Annotated in this window: 18 protein-coding genes; 11 read left to right on the forward strand and 7 right to left on the reverse strand. The window is 67.6% G+C overall.

Annotated elements, in window-relative coordinates:
- Positions 1 to 18: 18 nt before the first annotated feature.
- The 4 genes from EPO52_RS08870 to EPO52_RS08885 all read right to left on the reverse strand — a co-directional run bounded on the left by EPO52_RS08870 (position 19) and on the right by EPO52_RS08885 (position 4,497).
- Positions 19 to 933: an alpha/beta hydrolase gene (locus EPO52_RS08870; protein WP_290804871.1), complete on the reverse strand. Its 915-nt coding sequence runs from the start codon at positions 931 to 933 to the stop codon at positions 19 to 21.
- A gap of 122 nt (positions 934 to 1,055) precedes the next feature.
- Positions 1,056 to 1,901 carry a transglutaminase family protein gene (locus tag EPO52_RS08875; RefSeq protein WP_290804874.1) on the reverse strand — a complete coding sequence of 282 codons (846 nt, stop codon included), beginning with the start codon at positions 1,899 to 1,901 and terminating at the stop codon, positions 1,056 to 1,058.
- Positions 1,898 to 2,830, reverse strand: coding sequence for an alpha-E domain-containing protein (locus EPO52_RS08880; RefSeq protein WP_290806174.1), 933 nt, complete (start codon positions 2,828 to 2,830; stop codon positions 1,898 to 1,900). The genes EPO52_RS08875 and EPO52_RS08880 overlap by 4 nt, the downstream gene beginning before the upstream one ends.
- Positions 2,831 to 2,835: 5 nt before the next feature.
- Entirely contained in the window at positions 2,836 to 4,497 is a 1,662-nt protein-coding gene (locus EPO52_RS08885) for a circularly permuted type 2 ATP-grasp protein (RefSeq protein ID WP_290804876.1), read from the reverse strand.
- A 175-nt stretch (positions 4,498 to 4,672) separates the two neighbouring features.
- Between EPO52_RS08885 and EPO52_RS08890 the strand changes: the two genes are divergently transcribed.
- Entirely contained in the window at positions 4,673 to 6,412 is a 1,740-nt protein-coding gene (locus EPO52_RS08890; protein WP_290804879.1) for a putative Ig domain-containing protein, read from the forward strand.
- 208 nt (positions 6,413 to 6,620) lie between these two features.
- On the opposite strand, the gene EPO52_RS08895 is transcribed toward EPO52_RS08890, so the two are convergent.
- Entirely contained in the window at positions 6,621 to 7,634 is a 1,014-nt protein-coding gene (locus EPO52_RS08895; RefSeq protein ID WP_290804882.1) for a substrate-binding domain-containing protein, read from the reverse strand.
- Positions 7,635 to 7,869: 235 nt separating this feature from the next.
- Here EPO52_RS08895 and EPO52_RS08900 point away from each other — a divergent pair, with 235 nt between their 5' ends.
- From EPO52_RS08900 to EPO52_RS08930, 7 genes are all read left to right on the forward strand, one after another.
- On the forward strand, positions 7,870 to 9,432 hold the full coding sequence (locus tag EPO52_RS08900; RefSeq protein ID WP_290804885.1) for a sugar ABC transporter ATP-binding protein: 1,563 nt from the start codon (positions 7,870 to 7,872) through the stop codon (positions 9,430 to 9,432).
- A complete protein-coding gene (locus EPO52_RS08905; protein WP_290804888.1) occupies positions 9,429 to 10,466 on the forward strand; it encodes an ABC transporter permease in 1,038 nt (345 codons plus the stop codon). The genes EPO52_RS08900 and EPO52_RS08905 overlap by 4 nt, the downstream gene beginning before the upstream one ends.
- Positions 10,459 to 11,514, forward strand: a complete 1,056-nt coding sequence (locus EPO52_RS08910; protein ID WP_290804891.1) for an ABC transporter permease — start codon at positions 10,459 to 10,461, stop codon at positions 11,512 to 11,514. Before EPO52_RS08905 ends, EPO52_RS08910 begins: the two co-directional genes overlap by 8 nt.
- A 32-nt stretch (positions 11,515 to 11,546) precedes the next feature.
- Complete coding sequence (gene rhaS, locus EPO52_RS08915; RefSeq protein WP_290804894.1) at positions 11,547 to 12,620, forward strand: rhamnose ABC transporter substrate-binding protein; 1,074 nt, start codon at positions 11,547 to 11,549, stop codon at positions 12,618 to 12,620.
- An 84-nt stretch (positions 12,621 to 12,704) separates the two neighbouring features.
- On the forward strand, positions 12,705 to 14,153 hold the full coding sequence (locus EPO52_RS08920; protein ID WP_290804898.1) for an L-fucose/L-arabinose isomerase family protein: 1,449 nt from the start codon (positions 12,705 to 12,707) through the stop codon (positions 14,151 to 14,153).
- 95 nt (positions 14,154 to 14,248) lie between these two features.
- Positions 14,249 to 15,415, forward strand: coding sequence for an L-rhamnose isomerase (gene rhaI, locus EPO52_RS08925; RefSeq protein WP_290804901.1), 1,167 nt, complete (start codon positions 14,249 to 14,251; stop codon positions 15,413 to 15,415).
- 108 nt (positions 15,416 to 15,523) lie between these two features.
- On the forward strand, positions 15,524 to 16,354 hold the full coding sequence (locus EPO52_RS08930) for a hypothetical protein (RefSeq protein ID WP_290804904.1): 831 nt from the start codon (positions 15,524 to 15,526) through the stop codon (positions 16,352 to 16,354).
- Between the two features lie 16 nt (positions 16,355 to 16,370).
- On the opposite strand, the gene EPO52_RS08935 is transcribed toward EPO52_RS08930, so the two are convergent.
- A complete protein-coding gene (locus EPO52_RS08935) occupies positions 16,371 to 16,934 on the reverse strand; it encodes a hypothetical protein (RefSeq protein WP_290804906.1) in 564 nt (187 codons plus the stop codon).
- Between the two features lie 148 nt (positions 16,935 to 17,082).
- Between EPO52_RS08935 and EPO52_RS08940 the strand changes: the two genes are divergently transcribed.
- Positions 17,083 to 18,003, forward strand: a complete 921-nt coding sequence (locus tag EPO52_RS08940; RefSeq protein WP_290804909.1) for an EamA family transporter — start codon at positions 17,083 to 17,085, stop codon at positions 18,001 to 18,003.
- Between the two features lie 115 nt (positions 18,004 to 18,118).
- Here EPO52_RS08940 and xylA read toward each other — a convergent pair whose 3' ends face one another.
- Positions 18,119 to 19,309, reverse strand: coding sequence for a xylose isomerase (gene xylA, locus EPO52_RS08945; RefSeq protein WP_290804912.1), 1,191 nt, complete (start codon positions 19,307 to 19,309; stop codon positions 18,119 to 18,121).
- 265 nt (positions 19,310 to 19,574) lie between these two features.
- On the opposite strand from xylA, the gene chvE reads away from it, so the two are divergent.
- Positions 19,575 to 20,699, forward strand: a complete 1,125-nt coding sequence (gene chvE, locus EPO52_RS08950) for a multiple monosaccharide ABC transporter substrate-binding protein (RefSeq protein ID WP_290804915.1) — start codon at positions 19,575 to 19,577, stop codon at positions 20,697 to 20,699.
- Between the two features lie 92 nt (positions 20,700 to 20,791).
- Complete coding sequence (gene mmsA, locus EPO52_RS08955; protein ID WP_290804917.1) at positions 20,792 to 22,321, forward strand: multiple monosaccharide ABC transporter ATP-binding protein; 1,530 nt, start codon at positions 20,792 to 20,794, stop codon at positions 22,319 to 22,321.
- Positions 22,322 to 22,324 lie beyond the last annotated feature (3 nt).

The raw sequence follows: 22,324 nt of genomic DNA on the forward strand, positions 1-22,324 counted from the left end.
GGATCAGGCTTCGGCGAATCAGGCGACTGCACCCCCGCGGGCGCCGTTCGCGAAATCATGCGCGTCGAGCCACGCCACCAGATCGCCCACCACCTCGTCGCGATTGGTCTCGTTCAGCACCTCGTGCCGGGCACCCGGATACACATGCAGCTCGACGTCGGTGAGGCCCGAACGCCGGCGATACGCGTCGCGGAGACGCGTGGCACTGGCTCGGCCGCCGAGCGTGTCGTCGTCGCCCACGAGGATGAGGAGCGGAACATCCGCCGCCAGCCGCTTCGCCGGGCGGCCGAACAGCCGCAGCCCGTCGACCACGCCGAACAGCTTCAGCACCTCGGCGGGGAACATGAGCTCGTCGTCGGCAGCCCGCTTCTGGGCTCCCTCGTCGCGGCTCAGCCACTCGAAGCCGCTGCCCGATCCGGTGGCGGGCCGGTGCTTGCGGGTGAGGTCGCCGCCGTCCATGTGCCCGGGCATCCGGTACGCCGTGCCGCTCAGCACCACGCCGGCATAGTGCAGCAGCGCCGGGGAGTTCACGATCTTCTGCACCATGAGCGAGCCCCAGCTGTGGCCGAGCAGCACCAGGGGAACATCCGGATGCTCGCGCGCGACCTGCACCCCCAGCTGACGGATGTCGTCGACCGTGGCCCGCAATCCGCCCGGGCCGAGCCGCCCGAGTTTCGACCGGTCGCCACCGTGCTGGGCGAGTCCGGTGGCCCCGTGCCCGCGCTGGTCGGCCGCGTAGACGCTGTAGCCCGCGGCGTTCAGCTCACCGGCGACGGTGGCGTACCGCAGCGCGTGCTCGCCGAGACCGTGGGCGATCTGGATGACGGCGCGCGGCCGCTCGACCGTCCAGCCGTAGTAGGTGATCTCGACGCCGACCTCATCGACGAAGGTGGCGGTGAAGTGCGCGCTCGCGCGACGACCAGGCTCAGGCATACGTCATTGTGACATCCGCTCCACGGAATCGACGGAGTTTCGCGTCGGATCGGGAGAACGACGGATCGACCGCCCGTCGATCGCACGAACCTCCGTCGATCGTTGCGAACCTGCGGCGGCGGTCACGACTCGCGCGTGATCTCCACCTTCACGAACAGTTCCGAGCCGAACGGTCCCGCGTACACCCCGCGCAGCGGTGCGACGTCGTTGTAGTCGCGGCCGCGGCCCACGATCACGTGCCGCTCGCCGATGTCGATCAGGTTCGTGGGGTCGAAGGCACGCCAGTCGCCGCAGAACCACTCGACCCACGCGTGCGACTCCCCGGCGATGGTCTCGCCGATCGCCGCATCCGGTTTCGGGTGCAGGTAGCCCGACACGTAGCGGGCCGGGATGCCCACCGAGCGCAAGGCCCCGAGGGCGATGTGCGTGATGTCCTGGCAGACGCCGCGCTTGTCGAGCCACGATTCCCGAGCGGTGGACTGCACTCCGGTCACACCCTGCACGTACTCGACCTGACGGCCGATCTCGGTGCAGATCTCGAGTGCCGCGTCGCACGGGCTCACGTGCCGGGCCGCGATCTCCTCGGCCAGTTCGGCGAGATCGGCGGCCGGTTCGGTGAGCTTCGTCTGCTTGGTCTGCTCGACGTAGGTGGTGGACGTGGCCGCCGCGTTGGCGAGCAGCTCCCAGTCGACCGGATGCGGGGCGTGCGCCCGGTTGCGCACCTCCACGAGCGAGGTCGCGGTGAGCGACAGCTCCTTGTGCGGCGTCAACACCTCGAACGACGACACCCGGGTGCCCCAGTAGTCGACGTAGTTGTGGCTCGAGGAGACGGGCGCGATCTCGAGCGACGAGTGCAGAACGAACTGCCCCTCGCTCGACACCGGGAGCATCCGGGCCTCGTTGTAGGAGGCCTGCACCTCGCCCTCGTAGCGGTAGCCGGTGATGTGCCGGATGCGTAACCGGTTCATACGCTCTCTCCGATCCAGCTCGGGGCCGTGTTGGTGGGGAAGTAGCGCTGCCGGACGGCCTCCGAGGTGGCGCTGGTGGCATCCTGAACGCTGTCCATGTAGCGGGGCAGCTCGTGCAGGATGTCGGTGATGGGGCGGTACTCGAGCTGCGACCGGATCTGGCCGAGCAGTCGCTGCGAATTGTCGGTGACGCCGAGCCGCTCGTTGCGCGGCGCGAGGTCGCGCAGGCACTGTTCGGCGCGCGAGACGGAGTAGAGGATGCTGCGGGGGAACAACCGGTCGAGCAGCAGGAACTCGGCCGCGTTGCGAGCGCTCGGCACGCCGCGGTAGGTGCGCAGGTATGACTCGTAGGCGCCGCAGGAGCGGAGGATCGTGGTCCACGAGGGTCCGGATGCCTCGGTCAGGGAGCGTGTGGCGAGCAGCCGCGCGGTCATGTCGGCACGTTCGATGCTGCGGCCGAGGGTGAAGAAGTGCCAGGCCTCGTCGCGGCTGGCGCTCGACTCCATGATGCCCACGGCGAGCGCCGCGCGGTCGCGCACCCAGCCGAAGAACTCGTGCGTCTTGTCACCCGAGATCTTGCGCGGCATCTTGGCCCGGGTGGTGTTGAGGCACTCCCAGAGCTCGGTCGACACGATCTCGCGGGCGCGGCGCGCATTCTCGCGGGCGGCGCCGAGCGAGTAGGCGATGGATGCGGGGTGCGTGCGGTCGATGGCGAGGGTGGCCAGCACATCGGCTCGGGTGAGGGAGCGCTCGTCGTCGGGAACGTCAGACCCCATCACGCTGAGCAGCGAGCGGCAGGCGAGGTTCTCCTCGATCCACGGGTCTTCGAGGAGGAGCTGGAGGTGCACGTCGAGGATGCGCGCGGTGCCGTCGGAGCGCTCGATGTAGCGGCCGATCCAGAAGAGCGATTCGGCGATGCGGGAGAGCATGGGCATCAGAGCACCTCCCCGGCGTCGGCGGTGCCTTGTTGTTGCTGTTGCTGAGCCTGGTCCTGGTTGCGTGGCCGGTCTTCGGGCGAGTGGTCGGGCTGGTGGCCGATGATCTGGATGGCCTGCGTGTTCGCGGCCTGTTCGGCCACGAGCCCCTGGATGTTGTGGCCGTCGCTCGAGGAGGAGAGCGGATCGAGGCCCACCACCCAGGTGTCCTTCGATCCGCCGCCCTGCGAGCTGTTGACCACGAGCTGGCCCTCCGGGAGCGCCACGCGGGTGAGGCCGCCGGGGAGCACCCAGACGTCGGATCCGTCGTTCACCGCGAACGGCCGGAGGTCTGCGTGGCGAGGGCGCATCCCGTCTTCGACGAGGGTGGGGATGGTGGAGAGCTGCACCACGGGCTGGGCGATCCAGCCACGGGGGTCGGCGATGAGCCGGGCACGGAGGGTCTCGAGCTCCTTGGGCGAGGCGTCAGGCCCCACCACGAGACCCTTGCCGCCCGATCCGTCGACCGGTTTCACGACGAGTTCGTCGAGACGGTCGAGCACCTCCTCGAGGGCCCCCGGGTCTTCGAGCCGCCAGGTGTCGACGTTCGGGATGATGGCCTTCTCGCCCAGGTAGTACTGGATGAGGTCGGGCATGTAGGTGTACACGAGCTTGTCGTCGGCCACGCCGTTGCCGACCGCGTTGGCGATGGTGACGTTGCCGAGCCGGGCCGCGAGCAGGAGACCCGGGGAGCCGAGCATCGAATCGGCGCGGAACTGCAGCGGGTCGATGAACTCGTCGTCGACGCGGCGGTAGATGACGTCGACGCGGGTGGGGCCGGCGGTGGTGCGCATCCACACCTTGCCGCCGGAGCAGAAGAGGTCGCGGCCCTCGACCAGTTCGACGCCCATCAGGCGGGCGAGCAGGGTGTGCTCGAAGTAGGCGGAGTTGTAGACGCCGGGGGTGAGCACGACGACTGTCGGGTCGTCGATGCCGTCGGGGGCGGATGCGCGCAGCGCCTGCAGGAGCTTGTTCGGGTAGTCGCCGACGGGCCGCACGCGCATGGAGACGAAGAGCTCGGGGAGGGTCTGCGCCATCACCCGCCTGTTGGAGATGACGTACGAGACACCGGATGGCACGCGCACGTTGTCTTCGAGCACGCGCCAGGCGCCGTTCTCGTCGCGGATGAGGTCGATGCCCGACACCTGGATGCGCACGTTGTTCGGCGACACGATTCCGGCCGCTTCGCGGTGGAAGTGGTTGCTCGAGCTGATGAGACCGGCGGGGATGACCCCGTCGCGCACGGCGGCCTGGGAGCCGTAGATGTCGGCGAGGAAGGCCTCGAGCGCCTTGACGCGCTGCTTGATGCCGGCCTCGACGTCGACCCACTCGCTCTGCGCGATCACGCGCGGCACGGCGTCGAGCGGAAAGGGGCGCTCCTCGCCGGCGAAGTCGAAGGTGACGCCCTGGGCGAGGTAGCTGCTGGCGAGCGCGTCGGTTCTTCCGCGCAGCTCTTCCTGCGTCATCCGGGCCAGCGCGTTGTAGATGTCTTTGTAGGCCGCGCGGGCCTCGACGGGGTCGTGCGACTTCGGCTCGGGGAACATCTCGTCCCAGGGATCCGCGCTTCCGCGGCGGGACCTCGGCAGCAGTGTGGCGCCGTAGCCGTCGAACAGGTCAACCATGGGTGCGACCCTACCGTGGACGTGTTGCGGCGGTGTTTCCGGGATGCGCGTGGCGTTCGCGCATCTTCTGAGCTAACCTCACCCTATGCCAGACGCGAGTTTTCATCACGTATCCGCCCTAGGCGCGCGTCACAGTCGCCGCCATCGCCCGGCGAGGCTCCTCGCCGGGATCGGTGTGGCGGCGCTCCTCGCCGGCGCGGGCGCGCTCGGCGGCGGCTCCGCCGCCTTCGGCGCGGCCACCCGCGACATCCTCCTCACCGAACTCGACAGCGTCGTTCCGGTCGACGCACTGGGCGTCAGCCCTCTTCTCATCGACTCCGGAACCCAGCGCGGGTACGCGATCGACAGCGTCTCGTCCGACCTCCTCGTCTTCGACTTGGCTGGAGGAATGATCACGCCCATCACATCGGTCGTGCTGGGGCCGGCGTCGGCGGGCCTCGCCCTCGACGAGTCGAGCCACGAGGTGGTCGTGTCCGATCCGATCGGAGCTCTGCTGCGGGTCGTGGACGGAGATCCCTCCTCGCCCATGGTCAACACCGTCGTCGCTTCCTATGCCACTGGTGGGGGCAGTTCGAACAGTGTCGCCGTCGACTCGGTCACGCATCTCGCCTACGTCGCGAACGTCACCACCGATGACGTCAGCGTCATCGATCTCGACTCCGGCTCACGCAGGATCGTGCCGGTGGGCAGCGAACCGAACGCGATCGCCGTCGATCCGTCGACCGCGACGGCCTATGTGGCCAGTGCGGAAGACAAGGTGATCTCGACGATCGTCAGAATCACTCCGTCAGACACCATCCCCATGGCGCTCGCACCGATCACCCTCACCTACTCCGTCGACAGGCTGCTGGTCGGCACCGAGTCCGCCACCGCCCCCTATGAGTACACGATCGAGTCCTACGACAGCTCGATGACGAGAACGGAGACGACGGGGCCCCTCGCCGGAATGCCGGGTTCGATCACCGTCGACCCTGGCCTTCGACTCGTCTACGTCACATTCGGCACCTCGCTCGTCGGTCTCCGGCTCGACACTCTGCAGGGTGAGACACCTGGATCCCTGGTGACGGGCCTGCTGGACAGCGCGACGGTCGACCCGGTGAGCCATCACGTGTTCACTGTGACCAACACTCGAGCTCGCTCCACACTCACGATGTACGACGTACAGGCCAGCCCACTGCTCGCGGCAACCACCGGCGCGACCGCCCAGGTCGGCAGCCCGTTCAGCTACGTCGTCGAGGCCGTCGCCCAACCGGCAGCGAATCAGTTCACCGTCACGAGTGGGGCGCTGCCGCCTGGGCTCGTGCTGGATGCCGTCACCGGCGAGATCCACGGCACCCCGACAGCCGACGGCAGCTACACCTTCGCGGTCACGGCGTCCAATGGGTTCGGCACTCCCGGCACCGGGATCATCAAGATCACCGTGTCGCCCGCGACCCCCTTTCCGCCCGTGATCACCTCGGGGCCTCCACCCGGAGGCACGGTGAACGCGCCCTACTCCTTCACGGTGACCGCGACGGGCGCCCCTACTCCGTACTTCACCGCCACGGCAAGTGAACTCCCACCCGGCCTCATGCTCGACCGCACGTCAGGCGTCATCTCAGGTGTTCCGACCACCGCGGGCAGTTGGACGTTCATTCTGACGGCGTCGACGGGCATCTACATCACGTATGAGGAGTACACGATCGTGATCGCCGCGGCAGATCCCGTGCCGACACCCACCCCGACCCCGTCGCCGACGGCCTCGACCGCGCCCGTGCAGCCTGCCGCCTCCGGCGGCTCGTCGGGCACTCCCCACGCGCTGGCGAGCACGGGTGCTGCCGACAGTAGCCCGGTGGCTGGTATCGCGCTCGGTGTTCTGGTGCTCGGTGCCGCCCTGGTCCTCACGCGACGCCTCACGGCGAGAACCCGCAGTTGACCACCGCGCGGCCCGCCGACGCAGCGGGCCGCGCACTCATCCCGGGCACGAACGCCGACAGCGCCAAACGAGACGAAAACCTCGGCCACCGAGCCGCCGGTCTTCGTCTCGTTTGGCGTTGTCCACCTCGAGGATGGTGGTGAAACGATTCAGGCCCCGGGGGATTCAGTCCGGTGCGGGGGTGGAGCAGCGGGGCGTCCCGGCCGGCTCAGCCCGGTGAGACGGTCGAGGCCCGCACCACCAGCTCCGGCTGGAACACCACGTGGCGGTAGTCACGCAGCCCGGGATCGGCGATCTCGGCCATGAGGAGCTCCGTCGCCGTGCGGCCCATCTCCCAAGCCGGCTGGCGGATCGACGTGATGGGGATGGCCGCGTTCGCCGCGAAGTAGATGTCGTCGTAGCCGATGATCGCGATGTCGTCGGGCACCCGCACCCCCGCATGCGTGAGCGCCTGCAGAACCCCGAGGGCGATGAGGTCGTTCGCCGCGAACACGGCGTCGGGCCGATCGGCGGGCGCCAACGCGAGCAGCTGCTCGGCGCCCACCCGCCCCGCATCGGCACGCATCGTGTCGAGTTCGACCATGCGGATGGGCCGGGCCCCCCGCTCACTGATCGCGTCGCGGGCGCCCCGCGACCGGTCGGCCACCTGCAGCACGGCCTTCGGTCCCCCGACGAACGCGAGCTTCGTGCGGCCCACGTCGAGCAGGTGCTCGACGGCGAGCTGGCCACCGCGCTGGTCATCGACCGACACCGAGCTGAACGTTCGCGCGTTCTCATGACGGTCGACCAAGACGACCGGCGAACCCCGATCCCGCAGGCGTTCGAGGCGGGAGAGCACGTTCCCCACCGGAGTGATCAGCAGACCCGACACGCGCTGCTCCTCGAACAGATCGAGGTAGCTGAGTTCACGGGCCGAGTCCTCGCCGCTGTTGCCCAGGATGAGCGACCGCCCGTGCTGACTGAGGGCGTCTTCGGCACCGCGCGCGATGTCGGTGAAGAAGGGGTTCGAGACATCCAGCACCATGATGCCGACCGTGCGGCTCTGACCCACACGCAACTGCCGCGCCGCATCGTTGCGGATGAACCCCAGCTTGTCGATGGCGTCGTGCACGCGTCTCGCGGTCTCGGGGGCGACACGCTTCGACTGGTTCAGCACGTTGGACACCGTGCCGACGGAAACCCCCGCCAAGGCGGCGACGTCTCGCACATTGGCCGCTGCCATACCCACCTCACCGTGATCGAACACTGCTCATGTAGAACGTTTCATGAGGATAGCGGACGGACCCCATCAGACGGCAGGGTTGGGATCCAACTCGCCCCGACCGGCATTCGTGCGGCGCGACGCTAACGATTTGGCTTCCGGCTTGACGCCGTCGAATCGCTGCCCGTAAAGTCTTCCCAGACCCAAATTTAAACGATTCACTTTCAAACCTCGATGTGGAGGTGGTGGGTAGCCAATGGCGACTGACCCCTATACCGAACCGACGAACGCGGGCACGCCCGCACCGACTCCTGTGCTCTCGCTCCTCGGCGCCAGCAAGACCTTCGGCCCTGTCGTGGCCCTGGCCGATGGCACCATCCAGCTCGTGCCGGGTGAGATCCACGCCCTCGTGGGCGAGAACGGCGCCGGCAAGTCGACGCTCGTGAAGATCCTCGCGGGGGTGCACCAGCCGGATGGCGGCCAGTTCCGCGTCTCCGGCGACGACGTCAGCTTCCGCACCCCTGCCGACAGCAAGGCTGCCGGCATCTCCGTGATCTACCAGGAGCCCACGCTCTTCCCCGACCTCACGGTCGCGGAGAACATCTTCATCGGCCGCCAGCCTCGAGGACGCGCCGGCTTGATCAACCGGGGTGAGATGCGCCGCCAGGCGCGCGAGCTCTTCGCCCGACTCGGTGTGCCCATCGATCCCGACCGCGTGGCCGAGGGCCTCTCGATCGCCGATCAGCAGATCATCGAGATCGCGAAGGCCATCTCGCTCGACGCCAAGGTGCTCGTGATGGATGAACCCACGGCGGCGCTCTCCGGCGTCGAGGTGGAGCGTCTCTTCGGTGTCGCCCGGTCGCTTCGCGAACGGGGGGCCGGCATCCTCTTCATCTCGCACCGGTTCGAGGAGGTGTTCGCGCTGTGCGACCGCATCACCGTGATGCGCGACGGCCGATACATCTCCACCCATGTCACCGCGGATGTCACCGTCGACGAGATCGTGCGCGAGATGGTGGGCCGCAACATCGACGCGCTCTTCCCCAAGTCGGAGGCCGCGATCGGCGAGACCGTGCTGAAGGTCGAGGGACTCGGGCGCGCCGGCGTCTTCCGCGACATCGACTTCGAGGTCAAGGCGGGCGAGATCGTGGCCCTCTCCGGGCTCGTGGGCGCCGGCCGCACCGAGGTGGCCCGCGCCGTCTTCGGCATCGACAGGTACGACCAGGGTACGGTGACCCTCGACGGCAAGGCCCTCAAGCCGCACAGCCCGCAGGCCGCGATCGACGCCGGCATCGGCTTCGTGCCCGAAGACCGCCGCAAGCAGGGCCTCGTGATGGACCTCTCCGTGGCCAAGAACGCCACGCTCACCCTCCGCAAGTCGCTCGCGACGTTCGGCCTCATCAACGGCCGCACCGAGCGCCGGGTGGCCGAGGACTGGTCGAAACGCCTCCAGGTGAAGACCGGATCTCAGGACTACGCGGTCTCGACCCTCTCCGGCGGAAACCAGCAGAAGGTCGTGATCGCCAAGTGGCTCGCCACCGAGCCCCGCCTGCTGATCGTCGACGAGCCCACCCGCGGCATCGACGTCGGCACGAAGTCCGAGGTGCACCGGCTGCTCTCCGATCTCGCCGGGCGCGGCATCGCCATCCTGATGATCTCGTCCGAGCTCCCCGAGGTGCTCGGCATGGCCGACCGCGTGCTCGTCATGCACGAGGGACGCATCACCGCCCAGATCGACCGCGAGGCGGCCACGGCAGAACGCGTGATGCACGCCGCGACCGCCTCGGTGAACCTCGCCACCGAAGGGACAGCGTCATGACCACCACCACCGTCCTCTCGGAGAAGACCCCGGCGCACGAGAGACGCAATCCCGTTGCAGCCTTCGTCCGCCAGCGCGAGATCCCCGTCGCCGCCGCGCTCGTGGCGCTCGTGCTGATCACCTTCGCGATCAACCCGCTGTTCCTCTCCCCTCAGAGCGTCAAAGACCTGCTGCTCAACGCGACCATCATGATCATCCTGGCCGTGGGTCAGGCGCTCGTGGTGATCACCCGCAACGTCGACCTCTCCATCGGGTCGATCGTGGGCCTCGTGGCCTTCGGCACGGGCTCTCTCTTCAACATCGCGCCCGGGATGCCCATCCCGCTCGTGTTCCTCATCGGGATCGTGTTCGGCGGGCTGCTCGGCGCGGTGAACGGCCTGCTGGTGACCCTCGCCAAGGTGCCCGCGCTGGTGATCACGCTCGGCACGATGTACATCTACCGCGGCATCCTCTCCACCTGGGCCGGCAGCAAGCAGTACTTCTCGGGCGACAACCCCAAGGAGTTCGGCAACCTCTCGGTCGACACCTTCTTCGGCTTCCCGATCATCACGATCATGGCCGTGGTCGTCGTGGTGGTGGTGGCCGTCATCCTCGGCTTCCGCCGCGGTGGCCGCGACCTCTACGCCATCGGCTCCGACCCGGATGCCGCCAAGCTGTTCGGCATCCCGACGGGCCGCCGGGTGATGGCCGCCTTCATCGCCTGCGGTGCTCTGACGGGCCTGGCCGGCATCCTCTACGCCTCCCGCTACAACTCGGTCGGTGCTCTGACCGGATCCGGCCTCGAGCTCGACGTGGTGGCGGCGGTCGTGGTGGGCGGTGTCGCCATCTTCGGCGGCTCGGGCACCGTGGTCGGCGCCGCGATCGGCGCCGTGCTGCTCAGCACCATCACCTCCTCGCTCACCGCCACCCGCGTCGACAAGTTCTGGCAGCAGGCCATCGTCGGTGTGCTGATCCTGGCGGCCATCGTGATCGACCGCGTGGTGAGCATCCGAAATACCCGCAAGCTCCGAGTCAAGGAGGCCCGTGATGTCTGAGACGCTCATCGATACGAGCGCCGCCCCGAAGCGCGGCCTCCCGCGCTGGCTGCGCGGCAACGACGCCATCATCTTCGCGGTGCTCCTCGTGGTGATCCTCGTCTCCTGCATCTCGGTGAAGAACTTCGCGAGCACGCTGACCGTGGGGTTCCTCCTCATCCAGATCGTGCCGATCATCCTCATCGCGATGCCGATGGCCCTCGTGATCATCTCCGGGGAGATCGACCTCTCGGTGGCCAGCACGGCCGGGCTCACCAGCGCCGTCATGGGTGTGCTCTGGCGCGACAGTGGTCTGGACATCGGCATCGTCATCGTGCTCTGCCTCCTCGTGGGCGTGGCCGCCGGGGCGTTCAACGGCTTCCTCATCACCACGCTCGGGCTGCCGTCCCTCGCCGTCACCATCGGCACCCTGGCGCTGTACCGCGGCCTGGCGCTCGTGGTGATCGGCGACGGCAAGGTGTCGAACTTCCCCACCTGGCTCACCGATCTCTCGACCGCGAAGATCGGCGCCACCGGCATCCCCGTGGTGATGATCCTGGTGCTCGTGGTGATCGCCTTCTTCGGCGTCCTGCTGCACTTCACCCCGTTCGGCCGTGGGCTCTACGCACTCGGGTTCAGCAAGGAGGCCGCGACCTTCGTCGGCATCCGGGTCGGGCACGCGAAGTTCTGGCTGTTCGTCGCCACCGGCCTGGTCTCGAGCCTCGTGGGCGTCTACTGGACGCTGCGCTTCGCGAGCGCAGGGCCCGACAACGCCACCGGCATCGAGCTCAGCGTCATCGCGGCGGTGCTGCTCGGTGGGGTCTCGATCTTCGGTGGCAAGGGCACCATCCCCGGTGTCGTCGCCGGCGTGCTGCTCATCGGCACCCTCACCTACGCCCTGCGGCTCGCGAAGGTACCCGAGACCACTCTCACCATCGTCACGGGTGCCTTGCTCGTGATCTCCGTCGTCGGCCCCAGCCTCACCGGCTGGATCCGGGAGCGCATCCGGCTGGCCCGGGTTCGCAGAGAAGTCCAGAGGTTGTCCACCTCCGGTCACATCAGCGCCTAACGCACCAGGCGTGCCCTAAGAAAGGAAGAACAATGGAGTTGTTTCACATCTCAGGGGGCTCCGGCTCCCGTCGCGGCCGGCGGATCGCAGCCGTCGCCGCTCTCGCCGCCTCGGTCGCACTCGTGGCAACCGGATGCGCGGGCTCGGGCGACGCCACGTCGACCGACAGCGCCGGCGGCGACAGCCCGGGTTCGATCGTGTTCCTGCCCAAGCAGCTGAACAACCCGTACACCGACGTGGTGCTCGGCGGCGGCGACACCGCGGCCGGCGAGATCGGGTTCTCCGCCTCCACCCTCGGCCCGCTCGAGGCCAGCGCCAGCGCACAGGTGCCGTTCATCGAGCAGGCCACTCAGGAGGGCGCGAACGTCATCGTGATCGCCGCCAACGACCCCGACGCCGTGGGCCCGTCGCTGAAGCAGGCGCGCGAAGCCGGCGCGAAGATCGTCGCGTTCGACTCCGACACCAACCCCGACTTCCGCGACGTGTTCGTGAGCCAGGTCGTGGCCAAGGACGTCGGACTCGTGCAGCTCGAGATGATCTCGAAGCAGCTCGGTGCAGAGGGCGGCGACATCGCCATCCTCTCCGCCACGGCGACCGCCACCAACCAGAACGAGTGGATCAAGTACATCGAGGACGAGCTGGCCTCGAACCCCGATTACGCGAACATCAACCTCGTCACCACGGTCTACGGCGACGACGACGCGGACAAGTCGTTCAAAGAGGCCCAGGGCCTGCTGCAGAGCTACCCGAACCTCAAGGGCATCATCTCGCCCACGACCGTCGGCATCGCGGCGGCGGCCAAGTACCTCTCGACCTCGGACTACAAGGGGAAGGTCGCACTCACCGGTCTCGGCCTCCCGAATGAGATGCGCGAATTCGTCAAGGACGGCACCGTCACCGAGTTCGCTCTGTGGGACCCGGCGCAGCTCGGCTACGTGGCGGCCTACGCGGGCCAGGCGCTGCTCGACGGCACCATCACCGGCGCGGAGGGTGACACCTTCACCGCGGGAGACCTCGGCGAGAAGACCGTGGGAGCAGACGGCATCATCGTCGTCGGCCCGCCCACCAAGTTCAACGCCGACAACATCGACGACTACGACTTCTAAGCCGTAGCGTCACCCCCGGCCGGCGTCGGGCCCACCCTGCGCCGGCCGGCCCCCTCCTTCTTTCTCCGTTCCCCAGGAAGAGTCATGAGCATCCTCACCCCGTTCACCCGCCGCAAGACCCGCATCGGCCTCGTCGCCGGCGGTCTCGCCGCCTACTGGCCGCAGTTCCCCGAGCTTCTTCCGCAGCTGCAGGAGTCGTCGGCCTATGTGACCGGCCGGTTCAACGAACTCGACGCCGAGGTCGTCGACGTGGGCTTCGTGTCGGATGCGCAGGAGGCCGTCGCGGCCGCCGAGAAGCTGCGGGTCGCCGACTGCGACCTCATCGTGATCTTCCTCACCACCTACCTCACCTCGTCGATGGTGCTCCCGATCGCGCAGAAGTCGCACACGCCCGTGCTGGTGATCGACCTGCAGCCCACCGAGGCCATGGACCACGCGAACTTCGACACCGGCAAGTGGCTCGCCTACTGCGGCCAGTGCCCCGTGCCCGAGGTCGCCAACGTGTTCGCGCGCGCGGGCATCCCGTTCCGTTCCGTGTCGGGCCACCTGAAGCAGGAGTCGGCCTGGACACGCATCAACCAGTGGGTGCACGCCGCCGGAGTTCGCGCCCGCCTGCGCACCGCGCGCCACGGCCTGATGGGCCACCTCTACCCCGGCATGCTGGATGTCTCGACCGACCTCACCCTCGTGCAGACCCAGTTCGGCTCGCACGTGGAGGTGCTCGAGTTCGACGACCTGCGCGTGCGCGTCGACGAGGTCACCGACGCGCAGGTGCGCGAGCGTGTTGCTCTCGCCCGCGAGCTCTTCACCATCGACGGCTCCGTCGACCAGGAGGACTTCGACTGGGGTGCCAAGGTCTCCGTCGGTCTCGACCGGCTGGTCGAGGACTTCGATCTGGACACGGTGGCCTACTACCATCGCGGTCTGCAGGGGGAGCAGCATGAACGGCTCGGCGCCGGCATGATCCTCGGCTCATCGATCCTCACCGCCCGCGGCATCCCGATGGCCGGCGAGTACGAGCTGCGCACCTCCATCGCCATGCTCGCCGCGCAGGCCATCGGCTCCGGCGGCTCGTTCACCGAGATCCAGGCCATCAACTTCGTCGACGACGTCGTCGAGATGGGGCATGACGGCCCGGCGCACCTCGCCGTGTCGGCACGGGACCCGCTGCTCCGTGGCCTCGGCGTGTACCACGGCAAGCGCGGATGGGGTGTGTCGGTGGAGTTCGACGTGCAACGCGGCCCGGTCACGACGTTCGGTCTCGGGCAGGATCGCGACGGCTCGTACGTGTTCATCACCTCCGAGGGCACCGTCGTTCCGGGCCCGCTGCTCGAGATCGGCAACACCACGTCGCGGGTCGACTTCGGCGGGGACCCGGGTGAATGGGTCGACGAATGGTCGCAGACGGGCATCGGCCACCACTGGGCCCTCTGCGTCGGACACCGCGCCGCCGACATCAAAGCGGCGGCCGCTCTGCTCGGCATCCGTCACCGGCATGTCGACCTGGCGCAGAAGCGGAGCTGGGACGTCTGAGTGTCGATCCCCGCCCCGAGAACACCTATTGTAAGAGACAGGTGAATCGTTTCAACAACGATTCACGACCCACCAGATCACGAAAGAGAATTCCCATGGTGCAGTTCAGCGACATCGCATCCGAGCTCGAACGCCAAGCGATCGAGCTGCCCTCCTGGGCGTTCGGCAACTCCGGCACACGCTTCAAGGTCTTCGGCACGCCCGGCACCCCGCGCACCCCCGAGGAGAAGATCGCGGATGCGGCTCAGGTGAACACCTACACCGGGCTCGCCCCGAAGGTCGCCATCCACATCCCGTGGGACAAGGTGTCCGACTACGCGGCCCTCCGCGCCCACGCCAACGACCTCGGCGTCGATCTCGGCACGGTCAACTCCAACACCTTCCAAGACGACGCCTACAAGTTCGGCTCATTGACATCAGCTGACGCCGCCACTCGACGCAAGGCCATCGACCACCACCTCGAGTGCATCGAGATCATGCACCTCACCGGTTCGCAGGACCTCAAGATCTGGCTGGCCGACGGCACCAACTACCCCGGACAGGGCGACATCCGCTCCCGTCAGGACTGGCTCGCCGAGTCACTGCAGGAGATCTACGCCGCCCTCGGCGACGAGCAGCGGATGGTGCTCGAGTACAAGTTCTTCGAGCCCGCTTTCTACCACACCGACGTTCCCGACTGGGGCACCTCCTACGCCCACGTCGCCGCCCTCGGCCCGAAGGCGTTCACCTGCCTCGACACCGGCCATCACGCGCCGGGCACCAACATCGAGTTCATCGTGGCGCAGCTGCTGCGGCTCGGCAAGCTCGGTTCGTTCGACTTCAACTCGCGCTTCTACGCCGACGACGACCTCATCGTGGGGGCGGCGGATCCGTTCCAGCTGTTCCGCATCATGGTCGAGGTGGTGCGCGGTGGCGGCTACGACGCCGGCTCACCCGTGGCCTTCATGCTCGACCAGTGCCACAACGTCGAAGACAAGATCACCGGGCAGATGCGCTCCGTCCTCAACGTGCAGGAGATGACGGCCCGCGCCCTGCTCGTCGACCGGCCGGCCCTGCTCGCCGCGCAGAACGAGAACGACGTGCTCGGTGCCAACGGCATCCTGATGGACGCCTTCTACACCGACGTGCGGCCCGCTCTCGCCGAGTGGCGCGAGTCGCGCGGTCTCGCCGGCGACCCGATCGCCGCCTTCAAGGCCTCGGGATACCAGGAGAAGATCGTGGCCGAACGCGTGGGTGGCGCGCAGGCCAGCTGGGGCGCGTGACGCCTCGGCACTGATCGTGCGGCCCGGGGCGCTCAGGTGGTGGGAGCCCCGGGCCGCACTTCTCGGCCACGGCTGACGAATCGTCAGTTTCTGCGGTAGGGTCGCCTCATGGCTCGAGCGGGTGCGGCACGACGGATGCTGGCGGGCGCCCTCGTGGCGGGTGCCGTCGCGGCGCTGCTGAGTGGATGTTCTCGGCCCGGCCAATCCGACGGCGACCGCGTCGCGGAGTGGATCGATGGGCAGAACTGGGTGGAGTCGGCGGTGGCCGATGTCTCGACCGACCCATGGTCGCCCAGCATCGCGGTCAGCATCCAGCTCGACCCCGATGTGCCCGACGACGCGCTCTTCGATCTCGCGAAGGCGGCCGACAAGAAGGCGCACGACGCCGGTTGGTCGAGCGCCTATCTCACGTGGGAACTCGGCGACGGCCGCAGCTTCTCGAACCTCGGCGGAGGAGCGACGCTCGCGGTCTTCCTGGGCATCCGTGACGATCCGCGCTTTCTCGTGGCGAGCGCCCGGGGCAGCGGAGACTGCGGTGGCTTCTTCTGCGTGACTCTCGACGACGACGACCCGGCGGTGCTGCACGCCGCCGTCACCGAGCTCCTCGACCTCGCCGCCGAGGCCGGTGGCGTGCAGGAGAATCTCGAGTTCGACGCGATGAGCGCCGATGGCCGGTTCACCGTCAGCGCCGAGCCGGATGCCGCGGTCGACGCCCCGGTGGCCCTCTGGCAGCAGATCGCGGCGAGCGTGCCGCTCGAATCGGCGCGGGCCTGGGTGGTGCAGCCCGTCGGAACCATCCCCCCGTCGCAGATGCTCGATCTCACGGTCGCCGACGAAGCCGCACAGGCCGCGGTGCAGCAGATCGCCGCCACTCAGTCGCTGGTCGAGGTGACCGCGTCCGTGGCCGGCACCGACTCCACCGCGACGCCGGCCCCCTGAACGCAGTGAACGTCCCTCACCCGCGCGCCTGGGCGGCAGCGAGCATGCCCTCCAGCTGAGCGCAGATCGAGTCGATCCCCCGCGCGAACGGCTGGTGTGCGTTGTCGCCGGCCCACGCGAAGGGCAGCACGGCCGGCCGGCCGGTTGTGGCGATCGACACCAGCAGGGCCGGAAACGGGCGCTCGAGGGAATCGCGCACGGTGCCGGCGAAGAATCCGCCGATCAACTCCCACCGCACGTGGAGGATGTCGCTCCGGCCGAAGAACCCCGAGAGCACGTGCATCCCGAACTCGTCGAAGGCGACAGCGAGGAGCTGGGACGAGACCCGGTTCGAGCCGGTCAGGTGATTGATCACCCACGCGGTGGTGGGTGCCGCGCGCACGTCGATCATCACCACGGCCCCGGGATACCGCTTCAGAACCGCGCGTACCCGTGCGGCGTTCGTCTGCTCCGCCGCCGCGACGAGGAGTGCGATCCCCACGCCGACGAGACCGGCGATCACCAACGACGGCACGAGCGAGTCGTTGCCGGCCCCGGTGAGCCCGCGCCCGACCGCCGCGAACACCACGCAGATGGGCACCGCAATGAGGTATCGCGCACTCCATCACCACGGCCGGCGCACGAGCCCCGAGCTCTCACGCTCAGCCGGGGTCCCCATGTGGTCATTGTGGCGCATCTGCTCGCCGGCCGGTGCTCAGGGGCCGCAGCGTCCGGGCTAGGGTCGAGGAGTGACTGACCAGACGGCTCCGGATGGGCGCGCGCACGCGGCACGGCGACGGAGCATCGGGGCGGCCACCCAGCTCGGCACCGAGGTGAGCATCAACCTCGGTTCGGCGCTGGCCGGGCTCGTGATCCCCATCGTGGGAGCCTTCGTGGTGGTGGCGGCGCGCCAGCTCGTGATGGCGGCGGTGTTGCTGCCGTTCTATCGGCCCACCCGGTCGGGACTCACCTGGCGACGGCTCTGGCCGGCGCTGATGCTCGGCGTCACCCTCGCGGTGATGAACGTCACCTTCTACCAGTCGGTGCACCTGCTCGGGCTCGGGATCGCGGCGACCATCGAGTTCCTCGGCCCGCTTTCGCTGGCCCTCGCCACGAGCCGACGCCTGCTCGATGTGATCTGTGCGCTCGCGGCAGGTGTGGGCGTGGTTCTGCTCACGGGTTTCGACGGCACGATCAACACCTGGGGCGTCGTGCTGGCGCTCACCGCGGCCGCGGCGTGGGCCGCCTACATCGTGCTCACGCGGCGGGTGGCGACACGGCTGCCTGGGCTCGAAGGCCTCACCGTCGCCGGCATCGTGAGCCTCGCCATCCTGCTGCCGCTGGCAATCCTCACGCTCGACGCGAGCGCGATCGACTGGAACGTGGTGGCGCTGCTCGTCGGTGTCGGGATCCTGTCGTCGGCCCTTCCCTACAGCCTCGACACCTTCATCCTCCGGCGCATCACGCCGCGCCTCTACGCGATCATCACCGCGTTCGGGCCGGTGGTGGCGGCCCTGTTCGGCTGGCTCATCCTGAGCGAGCGGTTCACGGCGCTCGAGGTGGTGGCCATCGCCATCGTGTGCGCCGCGGCCGGCACCGCCATCGCCACTCAGCGCGACCGCCCGACCCCTGCCTCCGACCTCGAGCGCGTCGCCGAGATCACTCCCTGAGCGACATCCTCTCCCGCTTCGCCTCCCGCTGAGGGAGGAGCTTCGAGTCGAAACGACGAAACGGAGGAACCTCAGCCGGATGTGGGCTGAGGTCCCTCCGTTTCGGAGGTGGTGACTAGCGGGCGCCCGTGAGGTGCTCGAGGGCCAGCTGCTGCAGGCGCACGAAGCCGAAGCCCTTGCCGTTGTAGTACTGGCCCGAGTCGAAGGTCTCGTACGACGCGGTGTCGGCGAGGAAGTCGTCGTACGACTCGCCTTCGGAGAGGGTCGGCACCGACAGCTCGCCGACGCGAGCGGCGACGAGCGCCTCCTGCACCTCGGGGTCGGCGCGGAAGGCCGCAGCGCGCTCCTTCAGGATGAGGTAGGTGCGCATGTTCGCCGTCACCGAGTCCCACACGCCGGTCTCGTCTTCGGTACGCGACGGCTTGTAGTCGAAGTGACGGGGGCCGTCGTACGACGGGCCGCCGTTCGGGCCACCGTTCTCGAGCAGGTCGACGAGCGCGAAGGCGTTGTGCAGGTCACCGTGGCCGAACACGAGGTCCTGGTCGTACTTGATGCCGCGCTGCCCGTTGAGGTCGATGTGGTAGAGCTTGCCCTGGTAGAGCGCCTGCGCGATGCCGGCGGCGAAGTTGAGGCCCGCCATCTGCTCGTGGCCCACCTCGGGGTTGATACCCACGAGCTCGGGGCGCTCGAGCGTCTCGATGAACGCCAGCGCGTGGCCGAGCGTCGGGAGCAGGATGTCGCCACGGGGCTCGTTGGGCTTGGGCTCGATCGCGAACCGGATGTCGTATCCCTTGTCGGTGACGTAGTCGCCCAGCAGGTTCACGGCCTCGCGGTAGCGCTCGAGGGCGGCCTGGATGTTCTTGGCCGAGTCGTACTCGGCACCCTCGCGGCCGCCCCACATCACGAACGTCTTCGCGCCGAGTTCGGCGGCGAGATCGATGTTGCGCAGCACCTTGCGGAGTGCGAACCGGCGCACGGCACGGTCGTTCGACGTGAAGCCGCCGTCTTTGAACACGGGGGCGCTGAAGAGGTTGGTGGTGACCATCGGCACGATGAGGCCGGTGTCGGAGAGCGCGCCCTTGAGGCGGTCGATCTGGTTCTGGCGCTCCGCATCGGTGGAGCCGAAGGCGAAGAGGTCGTCATCGTGGAAGGTGAGGCCGTAGGCCCCGAGCTCGGCGAGCTTCTCCACGCCGTGCACCACGTCGAGGGGTGCACGGGTCGGGCCGCCGAACGGGTCGGCGCCGTTATAGCCGATCGTCCACAAGCCGAATGAGAACTTGTCTTCGCGGGAAGGGGTGAGGGACATCGCAGTGCTCCAGTTCAACGTCTTTGTAGGAAAAGTTATTGCCCCCAACATATTGGCCTGCTTGTGGGGTGTCAAAGTCAGACTCAGGAGTTCACAGGTCACGAATTGGCAACAAACACCAAGGAAATGCCCTTTCCTTTGCGTTGGATCGGGCGCTGGTATATGTTTCGGGAGTCAACAAAGTTGCACCACACCGTTGACCATTACAAGGGAGTAATAGCTCACAGCTAATTCCCCTTCCGAAGATGAAAGGGACTGACATCACATGTCAATGACGAAGAAACTGATGGCGCTTGCCGTCGTCGGCGGCCTCGCGGCCAGCCTCGCAGCCTGCAGCTCGGGCAGCTCCACGGATGCCGGAAGCACCGGCGGCGCAACCGTCGCCGACTGCAACGTCGGAATCTCGATGCCGACCCGTTCGCTCGAGCGCTGGATCAACGACGGTGAAGGCCTGCAGAAGCAGCTCACCGACGCCGGCTGCACCGTCGACCTGCAGTACGCAGACAACAAGACCGAGCAGCAGATCTCGCAGATCCAGAACCAGGTCGCCGGCGGTGCGAAGATCCTCGTGGTCGCCGCCATCGACGGTGAGACCCTCGGCCCGGTACTCGCCGACGCCAAGAAGCAGGACATCACGGTCATCGCCTACGACCGTCTGATCAACGGCACCGAAGACGTCGACTACTACGCGACGTTCGACAACTACAAGGTGGGCCAGCTCCAGGGCCAGTACATCGAAGAGCAGCTCGGTCTGAAGGACGGCAAAGGCCCGTACAACTTCGAGCCCTTCGCCGGCAGCCCCGACGACAACAACGCCGGCTTCTTCTTCCACGGCGCGTGGGACGTCCTCCAGCCCTACGTGGAGAGCGGCCAGCTCGTGATCCCCTCGGGCAAGAACCCCACGGGTGACGACGGCTGGAAGGCCATCGGAATCCTCGGCTGGGGCTCGGACGACGCTCAGGCCGAGATGGACAACCGCCTCTCCTCCTTCTACTCCGGTGGACAGAAGGTCGACGTGGTCCTCTCCCCCAACGACAGCCTGGCGCTCGGTATCGAGGCCTCGCTGAAGTCGGCCGGCTACACCGCCGGTGAGGGCTACCCGGTGATCACCGGACAGGACGCCGACAAGGCCAACGTCCAGGCGATCCTCAACGGCACCCAGTCGATGACGGTCTGGAAGGACACCCGCGAGCTCGGCAAGCGCGTCTTCGAGATGATCCAGTCGATCTCGGCCGGTGAAGAGGTCGAGGTCAACGACACGAAGACCTACGACAATGGCAAGAAGGTCGTTCCTTCCTACCTGCTCGACCCCGTGGTCGTCGTCAAGGACGACGTGCAGTCCAAGCTGATCGACTCCGGATTCCTCAAGGCATCCGACGTCGGACTCTAAGCAGTACTGACGGTCGGCGGCGGCCTCCATCCGGGGGCCGCCGCCGATCACCTTGTCCCCCCAACCCCAGTTGAAAGAGAGCGAAGCGATCCATGAGCAACGCGATTCTGTGGATGCGGGACATCACCAAGGACTTCAACGGGGTGAAGGCGCTCGACGGCGTCTCGATCGTCGTTGAGCGCGGTGAGGTCCACGCCATCTGCGGCGAGAACGGCGCCGGAAAGTCGACCCTGATGAAGGTGCTCAGCGGCGTCTACCCGCACGGCACCTTCGGCGGCACCATCGAGTTCGAGGGCCACCCGACCGCCTACAAGAACATCAACGATTCCGAGCACGACGGCATCGTCATCATCCACCAGGAACTCGCTCTCAGCCCCTACCTCTCGATCGCCGAGAACATCTTCCTCGGCAACGAGAACGCCAGACGCGGCATCATCGACTGGAACAAGACCAACCGCGAAGCCGCAACGCTGCTCGCCCGGGTGGGGCTCAACGAGAACCCCGCGACCCCCGTGCTCGAGCTCGGCGTCGGCAAGCAGCAGCTGGTCGAGATCGCGAAGGCGCTGTCGAAGCGCGTGAAGCTCCTCATCCTCGACGAGCCCACCGCCGCGCTCAACGACGACGACTCCGACCACCTGCTGACGCTCATCAACCACCTGCGCGAGCAGGGCATCACCTGCATCATCATCAGCCACAAGCTGAAGGAGATCCGCAAGATCGCCGACACCGTCACGATCATCCGCGACGGCAAGACGATCGAGTCCTTCAGCATGAAGGAAGCGGATGCCACGGAGTCGCGCATCATCCGCTCCATGGTGGGCCGCCCCCTCGACAACCAGTTCCCGCCCCGCACGCCGGACATCGGCGAAGAGTACTTCCGGGTCGAGAACTGGACCGCCTACCACCCCGTCGACACCGAACGGAAGGTCGTCGACGACGCCTCCTTCACCGTGAAGGCGGGCGAGATCGTCGGCTTCGCCGGGCTCATGGGCGCCGGTCGCACCGAGCTCGCGATGAGCATCTTCGGCCGCTCCTACGGCATCAACATCTCCGGCAAGGTCTTCAAGGCCGGCAAGGAGATCCAGACCCGCACGGTGAGCGAGGCCATCGAGAACGGTCTCGCCTACGCCACCGAAGACCGCAAGAAGTACGGCCTCAACCTCATCGCCGACATCGCCGAGAACATCTCCGCGGCCGCGCTGGGCAAGCTCGCCACGGGCGGGGTGGTCGACCGCAACAAGGAGACCAAGGTCGCAGAGGAGTACCGTGCCTCGATGAACATCAAGGCACCCTCCGTCTCGGCCATCGTGGGCAAGCTCTCCGGCGGCAACCAGCAGAAGGTCGTTCTGTCGAAGTGGATGTTCACGGGGCCCGACGTGCTGATCCTCGATGAGCCCACTCGCGGCATCGACGTCGGTGCCAAGTACGAGATCTACGGCATCATCAACCAGCTGGCGGCACAGGGCAAGGCGGTCATCGTGATCTCCTCCGAGCTCCCCGAGCTCCTCGGCCTCGCCGACCGCATCTACACCATCTCCGAGGGGCGGATCACGGGCGAAGTCGCCCGTGAGGACGCAACCCAGGAAACACTCATGCACTACATGACCGCGGGAAGGGACTGACCC

Source organism: Herbiconiux sp. (genome assembly GCF_004297105.1).
Classification (GTDB): domain Bacteria; phylum Actinomycetota; class Actinomycetes; order Actinomycetales; family Microbacteriaceae; genus Herbiconiux.

Coding starts and splice junctions, on each gene's coding strand:
- chvE (WP_290804915.1), top strand. CDS start 19,575: ATGTCAATGACGAAGAAACTGATGGCGCTTGCCGTCGTCGGCGGCCTC.
- EPO52_RS08880 (WP_290806174.1), bottom strand. CDS start 2,830: ATGCTCTCCCGCATCGCCGAATCGCTCTTCTGGATCGGCCGCTACATC.
- xylA (WP_290804912.1), bottom strand. CDS start 19,309: ATGTCCCTCACCCCTTCCCGCGAAGACAAGTTCTCATTCGGCTTGTGG.
- EPO52_RS08895 (WP_290804882.1), bottom strand. CDS start 7,634: ATGGCAGCGGCCAATGTGCGAGACGTCGCCGCCTTGGCGGGGGTTTCC.
- EPO52_RS08870 (WP_290804871.1), bottom strand. CDS start 933: ATGCCTGAGCCTGGTCGTCGCGCGAGCGCGCACTTCACCGCCACCTTC.
- rhaS (WP_290804894.1), top strand. CDS start 11,547: ATGGAGTTGTTTCACATCTCAGGGGGCTCCGGCTCCCGTCGCGGCCGG.
- EPO52_RS08875 (WP_290804874.1), bottom strand. CDS start 1,901: ATGAACCGGTTACGCATCCGGCACATCACCGGCTACCGCTACGAGGGC.
- mmsA (WP_290804917.1), top strand. CDS start 20,792: ATGAGCAACGCGATTCTGTGGATGCGGGACATCACCAAGGACTTCAAC.
- EPO52_RS08920 (WP_290804898.1), top strand. CDS start 12,705: ATGAGCATCCTCACCCCGTTCACCCGCCGCAAGACCCGCATCGGCCTC.
- EPO52_RS08905 (WP_290804888.1), top strand. CDS start 9,429: ATGACCACCACCACCGTCCTCTCGGAGAAGACCCCGGCGCACGAGAGA.
- EPO52_RS08910 (WP_290804891.1), top strand. CDS start 10,459: ATGTCTGAGACGCTCATCGATACGAGCGCCGCCCCGAAGCGCGGCCTC.
- rhaI (WP_290804901.1), top strand. CDS start 14,249: ATGGTGCAGTTCAGCGACATCGCATCCGAGCTCGAACGCCAAGCGATC.
- EPO52_RS08885 (WP_290804876.1), bottom strand. CDS start 4,497: ATGGTTGACCTGTTCGACGGCTACGGCGCCACACTGCTGCCGAGGTCC.
- EPO52_RS08930 (WP_290804904.1), top strand. CDS start 15,524: ATGGCTCGAGCGGGTGCGGCACGACGGATGCTGGCGGGCGCCCTCGTG.
- EPO52_RS08900 (WP_290804885.1), top strand. CDS start 7,870: ATGGCGACTGACCCCTATACCGAACCGACGAACGCGGGCACGCCCGCA.